The sequence below is a fragment of the Streptococcus infantis genome (assembly GCF_019929665.1).
In the GTDB taxonomy this organism is placed as follows: Bacteria; Bacillota; Bacilli; order Lactobacillales; family Streptococcaceae; genus Streptococcus; species Streptococcus infantis_H.
Genome location: NZ_JAHZPZ010000001.1, coordinates 692,484 through 703,146 on the forward strand (window position 1 = coordinate 692,484; position 10,663 = coordinate 703,146).

Annotated in this window: 15 protein-coding genes; all 15 read right to left on the minus strand. The window is 37.8% G+C overall.

Annotation, left to right across the window (positions count from 1 at the left end; translation table 11 throughout):
• Positions 1-66: 66 nt before the first annotated feature.
• Positions 67-1,380, minus strand: a complete 1,314-nt coding sequence (locus K1I61_RS03335; protein WP_036753855.1) for an RsmF rRNA methyltransferase first C-terminal domain-containing protein — start codon at positions 1,378-1,380, stop codon at positions 67-69.
• A gap of 6 nt (positions 1,381-1,386) precedes the next feature.
• Positions 1,387-2,154: an inositol monophosphatase family protein gene (locus K1I61_RS03340; RefSeq protein WP_036753852.1), complete on the minus strand. Its 768-nt coding sequence runs from the start codon at positions 2,152-2,154 to the stop codon at positions 1,387-1,389.
• Positions 2,144-2,422 (minus strand): UPF0223 family protein, encoded by a 279-nt coding sequence (locus K1I61_RS03345; RefSeq protein ID WP_006148219.1) that lies wholly within the window; start codon positions 2,420-2,422, stop codon positions 2,144-2,146. The genes K1I61_RS03340 and K1I61_RS03345 overlap by 11 nt, the downstream gene beginning before the upstream one ends.
• Positions 2,423-2,824 carry a Spx/MgsR family RNA polymerase-binding regulatory protein gene (locus tag K1I61_RS03350; protein WP_006148218.1) on the minus strand — a complete coding sequence of 134 codons (402 nt, stop codon included), beginning with the start codon at positions 2,822-2,824 and terminating at the stop codon, positions 2,423-2,425. It lies immediately after the preceding gene.
• A 137-nt stretch (positions 2,825-2,961) separates the two neighbouring features.
• Positions 2,962-3,594 carry a TIGR01906 family membrane protein gene (locus K1I61_RS03355; RefSeq protein ID WP_223334184.1) on the minus strand — a complete coding sequence of 211 codons (633 nt, stop codon included), beginning with the start codon at positions 3,592-3,594 and terminating at the stop codon, positions 2,962-2,964.
• A complete protein-coding gene (locus tag K1I61_RS03360; protein WP_045615608.1) occupies positions 3,584-4,357 on the minus strand; it encodes a TIGR01457 family HAD-type hydrolase in 774 nt (257 codons plus the stop codon). Before K1I61_RS03360 ends, K1I61_RS03355 begins: the two co-directional genes overlap by 11 nt.
• A 10-nt stretch (positions 4,358-4,367) precedes the next feature.
• Positions 4,368-5,105, minus strand: a complete 738-nt coding sequence (locus tag K1I61_RS03365; RefSeq protein WP_223334182.1) for an acyl-[acyl-carrier-protein] thioesterase — start codon at positions 5,103-5,105, stop codon at positions 4,368-4,370.
• 4 nt (positions 5,106-5,109) lie between these two features.
• Entirely contained in the window at positions 5,110-6,240 is a 1,131-nt protein-coding gene (gene hemW, locus K1I61_RS03370) for a radical SAM family heme chaperone HemW (RefSeq protein ID WP_223334180.1), read from the minus strand.
• Positions 6,241-6,325: 85 nt separating this feature from the next.
• The gene (locus tag K1I61_RS03375) at positions 6,326-6,721 is read right to left on the minus strand and encodes a YtxH domain-containing protein (protein ID WP_223334178.1); all 396 of its coding nucleotides are present in this window, start codon (positions 6,719-6,721) and stop codon (positions 6,326-6,328) included.
• Positions 6,722-6,735: 14 nt separating this feature from the next.
• Positions 6,736-7,119, minus strand: a complete 384-nt coding sequence (locus tag K1I61_RS03380) for a DUF948 domain-containing protein (protein ID WP_004252531.1) — start codon at positions 7,117-7,119, stop codon at positions 6,736-6,738.
• 1 nt (position 7,120) lies between these two features.
• A complete protein-coding gene (gene lgt / locus K1I61_RS03385) occupies positions 7,121-7,909 on the minus strand; it encodes a prolipoprotein diacylglyceryl transferase (RefSeq protein ID WP_223334176.1) in 789 nt (262 codons plus the stop codon).
• The gene (gene hprK, locus K1I61_RS03390) at positions 7,902-8,837 is read right to left on the minus strand and encodes an HPr(Ser) kinase/phosphatase (RefSeq protein ID WP_223334174.1); all 936 of its coding nucleotides are present in this window, start codon (positions 8,835-8,837) and stop codon (positions 7,902-7,904) included. Before hprK ends, lgt begins: the two co-directional genes overlap by 8 nt.
• Before the next feature lie 135 nt (positions 8,838-8,972).
• A complete protein-coding gene (locus K1I61_RS03395; protein ID WP_223334172.1) occupies positions 8,973-9,935 on the minus strand; it encodes a hypothetical protein in 963 nt (320 codons plus the stop codon).
• Positions 9,936-9,999: 64 nt separating this feature from the next.
• On the minus strand, positions 10,000-10,176 hold the full coding sequence (gene rpsU, locus K1I61_RS03400) for a 30S ribosomal protein S21 (RefSeq protein ID WP_000048054.1): 177 nt from the start codon (positions 10,174-10,176) through the stop codon (positions 10,000-10,002).
• A gap of 229 nt (positions 10,177-10,405) precedes the next feature.
• Positions 10,406-10,663 (minus strand): LPXTG cell wall anchor domain-containing protein (locus K1I61_RS03405; RefSeq protein WP_223335802.1); only part of this gene is annotated, 258 nt, incomplete at its 5' end.

Genomic DNA, 10,663 nt, shown 5'->3' on the forward strand with positions numbered 1-10,663 from the left:
CCCTTATTTTCTATTGTTTTCAGGGAAAATCCATACTTCCACTATAACATAGAATACAGTTTTTGACTAGTTTTTCACCTGAAACCTCAAGCCCTTGGGAAAATAATTCTTCAAGGTATTTCCGGTTACTTTTGCAAAACCTAGACCATTTCCACCAACCAAAACTTGGTACCAACCATTTGGAAGAGTTTCAGCTAATTGGACCGTTTCACCAGCCACATATTTGACAAAGTCTTCTTGATGAATTTCGATTCCTTGCTTGACTTGGCTTGGTTTTAAAGCTAAGCCAAGAGCAAAACTTGGTTCAAAACGTTTTTTCTTAAAAGTTCCAAGATGAAGACCATTACGAGCTATCTTGAGTTTTCCTATATCGGGTAGGACTTCTGGCAAGAGATAAAGCTGGTCTCCAAAAACTTGTAAGACACCGGTCAGTTTTTCTTTAAGGTGTTTTTTCTCAAAATCCTGCCATAAGGAAATCTGTTCACGAGATAGGTTGGATTTAGAAGGTTTGAACTTCCCAGCCTTGTTTTGACCTTTAAACTGAAGATGGGCCACGAACTGACCTTCTCCCTTAAAGTGATGAGGGTACATTCTAGCTGTTTCAGCTAAATCAATCCCAGGTACCATTCCATTGATGTGTTGGATTGGAATCAATTCAAAATGATAGCTATCCAGTAACCATTGGACGATTTCTTCGTTTTCTTCTGGCGCCCAGGTACAGGTTGAATAGACTAGTCGACCACCATCAGCCAGCATGGTAACAGCATCTGCTAAAATCTCACGTTGTAAACTAGCGCACTGACTAGGATAATCGACACTCCAATAATCCATAGCGTCAGGTTGTTTACGAAACATCCCTTCTCCTGAGCAAGGTGCATCTAGAACAATCAGGTCAAAATATCCTTTAAAGACCTTGGCTAAACGTTCTGCAGATTCATTGGTCACAACGACATTAGTCGCACCAAAGCGTTCCATATTTTCAACTAAAATCTTTGACCGTTTGCTTGAAATCTCATTTGAAACAAGAAGACCATCTCCTGCAAGATAGGAGGCCAGTTGAGTGGATTTCCCACCAGGAGCCGCTGCCAAGTCTAAGACCTTCATACCTGGCTTTGGCTGAGCTACTTGAGCGACCATTTGTGCGGCAGGTTCTTGTGAATAGACCAAACCAGTTACATGTTCTGGTGATTTCCCTGAAACCTTCCCATAGTAGCCCCAGGGTGTATTGGGAATAGCATCTGAAAAAGAAAGCTGTTTTTCTTTTAAAGGATTGATACGAAAGGCAGAAACAGCTTCATCATCAAAAGAGGCAAGAAAAGCTCTTGCCTCATCTCCCAATATTGTTTCGTATTTTTTTACAAATCCATCTGGAAATTGCATGTAGGTTTATTTCCTTTCATAGATATAGGATTGAATCTCATCTTTCATCTCGACTGGCACCATCATAACGGCCTGTCGTGTTTGAAAATCGACTTCCTCACCAGCAATCGTAAAAACCTTATAACCCAAACTCTTACCTAGGATACTTGCAGCCGCATAATCCCAAGGTTGTAAATAAGTGATATAGGTTAAAAGTCGACCTGATAGCACCTTGGCAAAACTAATAGCGGCACTGCCATAAACTCGTGTCCCAAGTGCAGCGTTTCCCAAATCAGCTAAGCCCCATTCGTTAGTCGCTAACATTCCAGAATTACCAGCTACCAAAAATTCTCTCAAGGGTCTCTTTTTAAAGAGTGGCAAAGGTTCGTCATTGCGACAGGATGGGAAGTCTCCTCCACCATGGTAACAATCACCTTTCATGACATCATAAATAATACCAAACTTACCAACACCTTCCTCAAAATAGGCCAGCATAACGGCAAAATCTTCACCTTGTGCTACGAAGTTGTTGGTTCCATCAATAGGATCAATAATCCATACCGAACCTTGTCCTACTGCTGCACGCATGCAGCCTTCTTCTGCACAAAATAGATCATCTGGATAGCGAGAACGGATTTTTTTAATAAGTAAGTCTTGAACTTCTTTATCTAACTTAGTTACCAAATCTGTAGGGGAAGACTTTCTCTCAACATGGAGATCTTCTTTCATATGCTGGAGAATGTATTTCCCAGCTTCCCTGACAATTTCTTTGGCAAATGTAAATTTATTTTCCAAGTGAAATCTTCCCTTCTCCTTTTTCTTTGGCCAACTGGACTGCACGGTAGAAAGAGTATCCACTAACTGATTCAAACTCACGTCCCAAACGTTTTTCTTCGCTCTTGCTAGGCACAACTGACTTGAATACCTTGTAGGATTCTAATAGTTTCTTAGCATCTACCTGTGTCTCATAGGCAGCTTCAACATCATTAAAAAAAGAAAGCACTGAAGCAAGTTCTTCAGTGCTCCACGACAAATCTAGTGGGTAACTATACTGTTTATTCATCTAATTAATACCAGCTCTTAATGTAGCTTCTTTCAATTCTTGCTTACGGTAACTACGAGGAAGAAATGCACGAATCTCATCTTCATTAAAGCCAATCTGCATACGTTTATCATCAATGATGATAGGACGACGCAAAAGACTAGGATATTGCTCAATTAAATTAAGCAACTCTGTCACCGAGATACTTTCCACATCGATATTTAACTTTTGGAAAATTTTTGAACGAGTTGAAATGATGTCATCGGTACCGTTTTCGGTCAAGGAAAGAATGTGTTGCAATTCTTTTCTTGATAAAGGACTGGTCATAATGTTGTGCTCTTGGAAAGGCACTTTATGATTATCAAGCCAGGCCTTTGCCTTACGACATGATGTACAACTCGGTGATAAAAATAGTGTAATCATGCTATTCTCTTCTTTGCATACTTTTCTTACTCTATTATACAAAAAAATAAAGCGCTTGACTAGTTATTTCCGTAAAAAAACCTACTTTTTAAAGAAAAATAGGTTTTTCGTACAATTTTTAAAACATTTTTATGCATTTATGTTATTTTTGGTAATTTTTTCCAACTTAGTAGATAAATAAAGCCAAAAAGCAGTTCATACAAGCAGAAAAATAGGAGAAAGGCATGCAGGAAAAAATCCTCTGGTAGAATAAGAATGACCGGATCTTTAGCGGGATCAAAAAGCCAGGTATCATCACCTACAAATAGAATCTGATGAAACAAGGTAAAGAATTGTTCAAAACCAATGAAGACGCCAACTAAACCAAGAACCAAAGGTAAAGACAGCATAATCAAGAGACCTCTGCGATATAGAGACAGAAAACCTTTCTGAATGACTTGCTTCCAAAAAAGGTAGAAAATCGGTAGAGTTACAATTGCTACTCCTTGCGCTAGGTGAAAGAGTCCCTTTACAACCACAAAGTGGTGAATTCCAGAGGCAGACGAAGGAAAATTTGGCATTTCTAATACTTGACTCAATGGATTGGTCAAATAATTCATCAAAACATTAAAGTTATGTTGGATGGTCTGAGGTTGAACATGAACACGTCTTGTCAGATTTAACCAAGAAATCTCCAGAGGGTAAACCAACCAAGACAGGTAGATGGTCAATAAAATAGCAAGCGAGAGGAGAAAGAGAAGACTTCCTACAAAAGTAAATTTAGTTTTCATCGAAATTCCACTCCGCTAGACTTGAGAGGACATGGGTTGGGGCGATTGGTAAATCCGCTACTTCTTCAGGTTTTGTAAATCCTGTCGTCACCAAAAGACTTGGAATACCATTGTCAATACCTGCTCGAATATCAGTAAGATAATTATCACCCACCATGACAATTTCTTGGCGTTCAAGTCCTAGGTGTTCAACAGCCTTATCCATAATAATCGCGTTTGGTTTTCCAATATAAACTGGTTTTACGCGAGTTGCTGCTTCAAGAAGAGTAATCAGTGAACCAGCACCAGGTAAAAGTCCACGTTCTGTTGGAATATTTAAATCTGGATTGGTGCCGATAAAATGAGCACCTTTATGGATAGCTAGAGTTGCAGTAGCAAATTTTTCATAGTCAACTTGCCAGTCCAAACCTACAACCACATAGGCTGGATTTTCTTTATCTTCAACATAACCAGCTGCTTGAATAGCTTCCTTGAGCCCTGCTTCTCCAATCACATAAACAGTCTTTTCAAGACCTAAATCATTCATGTAATCAATAGTCGCTAATGTTGCAGTATAGATTGTCGATACAGGCGTGTCAATATTAAACTGATTGGCCAACATCTCTTGAACACTTTCAGGTGTACGAGTAGTGTTGTTTGTTACAAAAAGATAAGGAATTTCCCTTTTCTGCAACTCATGTACAAAAGCTTCTCCCGCTGGAATTCTATCTTTTCCTTTATAAATTGTACCGTCTAAATCAATTAAATAGCCTTTATAAGTCATATATTACTTTCTAATCTGTGTTAATTTCTTGCCAAATTATCTTTGCTTGAGCATTGATATCGCCATCACTTGTGACTTGGTGGTTGCTTTCTAGTTGATTCAATTCGTAACTAGAAGTAATCATACCACCTGGTCGAACTTCCTTGACATACTTGAGGTTGATTTTTTTAGGAATATGATTGGTTAGGAAATCTGCCCCCATGACCTCAAAAATCCAGTCTAGATATTTGCTGTTATTGACGTGGCCATTCATATCCAAGTCATAAAAACGAACGTGGTAATCTTTGCTAATCGCTTCTTCCAGCTCTGCGTATTTTGGCCCGCGAAGGAGTTTCTTAGAAAACTCAGATTGATAAGGGGCGACAATTTCTGGTTCTACAGGGTGGACCTTCCGACTATCACGATCCATAAGGACAAAGGTAGCTACCATGCGAATGATTTCTTGACCAGCTTCATCATAAATAGTAAAACGGCGGTAGCAAAATAGACGATTGTAAGTCAAGGCTTCCGTTTCAATTGTGATTTCCTCAGCAAAACGAGGAAGTCTAATCACATCGATATCATAATCAGTGATAATCCAAACTAGATTATACTGTTCTAAAACATCCTTGTCACTCACTCCTAGCTCAATTGACTGCATCCCTGATACTTGCAGGGACAACAAGATAACGTCTGGTAGTTTGATATGGCCATTCATATCAGCCATATCAAAAGGAATTTTCATCTTCATTTGATAAGTTAAGCCCATAATTCTACTCCAATATAAATCGTTCTGCTACTGTATCTCCTAAAAAGAGACCTTTTTTTGTCATTCGTATTTGTTGACCTTCTACTTGTAAAAGACCTTGATGACACAAATCTCTTACAACTTGACCATATAAATTGTCAAAAGATGTGCCAAATTTCTCTTCAAATCGTTTCATGGAAACACCTGACTTCTTACGAAGGCCAAGGAACATCTCTTCTTCCATTTGTTCCCTTGGACTCAGGTGTTCCTCATTGATGCGAGCATTGCCTTCTTCTACTGCCTTTAGATAATGGCGGATAGGCCCATGGTTTTTATAGCGAACACCGTTTACATAGCCAGACGCACCTGCACCTATACCATAATACTCAGCATTATCCCAGTACATAAGATTGTGACGACTTTCAAAGCCAGGTTTTGAAAAATTTGAAATTTCATAATGCTCAAAACCAGCACGCTCTAATTCAGCAATGATATATTCGAACATTTCAGCTTCTACTTCTTCTTTAGGAAGTGGTAATTTCCCACGACGCATACGATTCATAAAGACTGTATGGTTTTCTAAAATCAAGCTATAGAGACTCATGTGGGGAATATCCAAAGCGATGGCCTTGGCAACATTGTCCTTGACCTGGTCCATAGTCTGACCAGGAAGAGCGTAAATCAGGTCAATGGAAATATTATCAAATCCTGCTAACTTGAGACGATCAATGTTTTCATAGATATCCTTCTCCAAGTGACTTCGACCAATTTTTTTAAGCATTTTGTCATCAAAGGTTTGGACACCCAATGAGACACGGTTGACTGCTGAATTTTTCAAAACTGCAATCTTATCCTCATCCAAATCACCAGGATTAGCCTCAATGGTTAATTCTTCTATGACTGACAAATCTAAGTTTTTAGTCAATCCTTCCAGAAGCACCTCTAACTGTGGCGCAGACAAGGCTGTCGGTGTTCCTCCCCCAATATAGAGAGTACGCAACTTCTGAATGTCATAAGAATGAAATTCTTGCAGTAGATGTTCTAGATAGCTGTCTACTGGTTGATTTTTAATAAAGACCTTAGAAAAGTCACAATAATAACAGATTTGTGTGCAAAATGGAATGTGCACGTAAGCTGATGTTGGTTTCTTCTGCATAGTATTTATTATACCACAAAGACTTCACTCAAGAAAAAAATCACCATCTCCGACTCTAAGGGAATCAAAAATGGTGATTTCTATTTTAATCTTCTTCGATTTCGATGATGATTTCTTGACCGTTTTCTGGATCTTCAACAACTACTTTTTCTTCCAATTGTTCCTTGAGATTGTTTAAGGTCTCTTTTGAAGCTTCAGTCGCTTGTTGAGCCAAAGATTTAGATTTCTCAAGAACTGAATCCAAGGTAATTTCGCCTGATTCTACTTGTTCTTTTGTCTTTAGAACAAAATCTCTGGTTTGTTCTTTGACTTCTGTCAATTTTTCAAGAGCTTGTTCCTTAGCATATTCTGGATCTTCTCTCAGATCTTCAATAAAGTCTTGTGCCTGACTCGTAACTCGTTTTCCTTTTTCACTTGTTAGAAACAAGGCAACAGCCACACCTGAAACAGTTCCTAAAAGGATTGATGATAATTTACCCATGAGTTATCTCCTTTTTATTTTTTAAAAAATTTACTTGCAATACGAACGGCAGATAATCCTGCACTAGTCTTTAATGTTTTTGAACCTGCAGATGATGCTTTTTTACTCAAGACACGAGCCTGCTCATTTAAATCAGAAACAGAAACAGAAAGGTCTGCAACTGCTGTAAAGAGTGGATCAATGGTTGCAACTTTGATATTGATATCATCAGCAAGAACATTGACCTTGGCAAGAAGTTCGTTTGTGTGATGTAGAGTAACATTTACATCTGAAGTTAGCGTTTTAACAGTATTTTCAGTTTCATCGATTACACGTCCAACTTTTTGAAGGGTAATAATCAAATAAACAATAAATACAATCAAGGCAATAGCCACAAAAATATAAGCAACTTCTAACATTTTAATTCTCCTTTTTTACATTATAAAATGGTGCTTTTTTCCGATTTTGATAAACAATAATATAAATACCAAGTCCAATTAATAGAACAGACAACCACTGAGATACTCGAAGTCCAAAGAACATGAGACTATCTGTACGCATACCCTCAATAATCATACGTCCAAAACCATACCAAATTAAGTAAAAGGCTGTGATATGACCACGACGAATGCCATTTAATCGGCGTCTAAAAATAATAATTAAAGCAAAACCAATCAGGTTCCAGATAGATTCGTACAGGAAGGTTGGTTGTCGATATGAGCCATCAATATACATCTGATTCTTAATAAAACCAGGTAAATAATCAAGGTTTTCTACAACTGCTCCGTAAGCTTCTTGGTTAAAGAAGTTCCCCCAACGTCCTAGACTCTGCGCAATCATAACGCTCGGAGCTGCAATATCCAAGAAATCCCAGGTATTGATTAATTTACGGTCTGCGAAAATATAGAGTACAATCGCTCCGGTAATTAGACCGCCGTAAATCGCAAGACCACCATTCCATATAGCAAAGATTTCTCCAATATGTTGACTATAATAGTCAAACTTAAAGATGACATAGTAGAGTCTTGCACCAATAATGGACAGAGGAAAGGCTACTAGGATAAAGTCAATAATATCATCAGATAAAATTTTCTTTTTGGGTGCTTCTCTCATTGCAAGAAGAACTGCTAGTATTAATCCAGATACAATGCAGATAGCATACCAGCGAACAGCAAAGGGACCTATTTGAAAAGCAACTGGATCAATCATTTTGCACCTCGTTCTTTTCAATTAATTTCGTCAATCTTTCTTCAAAGAGACGTGTCGCATCAAAGCCCATTTCCTTAGCACGATAGTTCATGGCAGCAGCTTCGATGACCACAGAAATATTGCGACCTGTTTTTACAGGAATCCGAATACGCGGAATAGAAACACCTGAAATTTCCAACTCTTCAGCATTGTTCCCCAAGCGATCAAAGGTCTTATTTGTATCATAATTTTCCAAATAAACAGCTAGCTGAACTTGTGAAGAATCCTTAACTGCACTGGCACCGTATAGACTCATGACATCGATGATCCCTACTCCACGAATTTCGATCAGATGTTTCAAGATTTCAGCAGGTTCACCCCAGAGAGTCATTTCATCCTTAGAATAGATATCTACCCGATCGTCTGCTACCAAACGGTGACCACGTTTAACTAGTTCTAAACCTGTCTCACTCTTACCGATTCCACTATCACCTTGAATCAAAACACCCATACCATAGATATCCATTAGGACCCCATGTACACTTGTACGTTCCGCTAAGCGGGAGTCCAAATAACTAGACAGTTCTCCAGAAAGACGACTTGTAGCTGTGCGACTTGTTAAAATTGCGATTTTACATTCTCTAGCGGCCTTTAACATTTCCTCAGGAACAACTAGACCACGCGCAACAATAACTGCTGGTGTTTCTGGTAGGAACATTTTTTTCAAAACAGTATAACGGTTGTGAGAAGTCATACTGATCAGATAGGACCATTCCTTCATCCCCAACAATTGAATACGCTCTGGAGTATAGTAATCAAAATAGCCTGTCATTTCAAGACCAGGTCGCGTAATATCCGCAGTATTAATTTCCTTTTCAAGTAATTCAAGCTCCCCATAGACAATGTCTAATCTAAGCTTCTCAATTACTTCTTTTACTGAAACCGACATATATTTCTCCTTAAATCGAGTTCTCTTACTATTATATCAGATTGTAGCTGGAAGTTTCCTTTTTTTGCAAGATTTACAGTATTTATTTAAAGTTGCCTTAAAAATGATTTAGCATGTGAGTCTTCTCGTACTTTCTCAAATCAGTTGAGACAAATCAACGGCAAACCGGTCAACGTCTATCACCAAATCCCTTCCAGATTTTTCTACATAAATTCTTGGAAGGTCTTGTGTTAACATTCTGTTTGCGACAGCCATATCTTGTGGATAGATATAGAACTGTTGTCCTTGTGGAAACTGATTTTGAACTTGCCATTTTTCAAATTCCTGCAGAAAAGTCTTATGAGACGGCATACGAACCTCTTCAAACATGGAATCATCAAAATATTTCACCAAGCGATAAAGACCATGAACTTCATCAGCGAAGCATTTATCTATCTTCTCCAAGGGATAACCCCGTCTCTGATAAGCTAGACATAAGTTTTGTAAGTTTTGGCTTATCCCAGCTACGTCTTTTCTTGCCAAGTTTATAAAGTAACGAACGGAAAATTCTTCCATACCTGTTCGTTTTTTCTTCTCTAGAAACTGTTGTGCCAATATAAGAGACTCTGATAATCTGTCTTCATCCTGATAATAAAGAGCGTACAAAAGATTGATGACATTTTGTGGATAATAGGTTCCTTTCAGTAAAGGCAAATCTTTTGGTATATAAGATGAAATGACTGAAAAATCGTTACATGCAAAAGAGGTAAATAAGCCCCTCAAAATACCATCTGTATAGATTGTTCCACTTGCAAGCAAACCTCCTCTAATCAATTCTTCTCTTCCTGTTTGCCACAGAGCATTATTTAATTGTTTGTAATCTCCGTCTAGAAAAGCTGTATAGTATGCAAAATATTTAATATCATCTAGTAATAAACTACTGTACAATTTTGTCCTTAAAACATTATCGGACAATACTTTCGAATCCTTCAAATACTTTTGAAAAATCCTCTGATTAGACTCTTCAAATTCCTGCCAGTTTATAGGAGTTGAATAATAACCCCAATCCTTAAAACGTTCTTCGCGCATCTTTTGATATTCTTTTATATACTCTTTCATAAGTTCCTCATATCTCTAAACAGTGTGCAAAAAAAGACTAGACAAGTCTAGCCTTTCATTTCAATTAGAATTTTTTACGTTTACGAGCTGCTTCTGATTTACGTTTACGTTTTACAGAAGGTTTTTCATAGAATTCACGTTTGCGTGTTTCTTGAAGAGTACCAGCTTTAGTAACCGCACGTTTGAAACGACGAAGTGCATCGTCAAGAGATTCATTCTTACGTACTACTGTTTTAGACATTTTTTTCACTCCCTTCAAGTTCAAGATCTATTCTATTTTACATGGATAAGAGCTATTTGTCAAGACTAAAATGCTTTATTCCATGAATTTTCACTATTAATTTCAAACTTGCTGTTATCACTTTTTTATAAAAAAAAATTAATTAAGTAGGAAGTTTTATATACACTCATTAAATTGAAAAGAGAGCCTTTCGGCTCTCTTTAAGATAGTGTAGATTTTCTAAAAATTATTATTTAGTAAATTTACGTTTCATAACAACTGTTCCTGACATGATTACCACACCAGCCAATACAAGTACTAGGCTTGTAGCCTCACCAGTATTTGGAAGTCCTGGTTTGTTTTCAGTTGTTGTTGGAGTCTCAGTCGTTTTTGGAGCTTCAGTTGTTGTTGGAGCTTCAGTCGTTGTTGGAGCTTCAGTTGTTGTTGGAGCTTCAGTCGTTGTTGGAGCTTCAGTTGTTGTTGGAGCTTCAGTTGTTGTTGGAGCTTC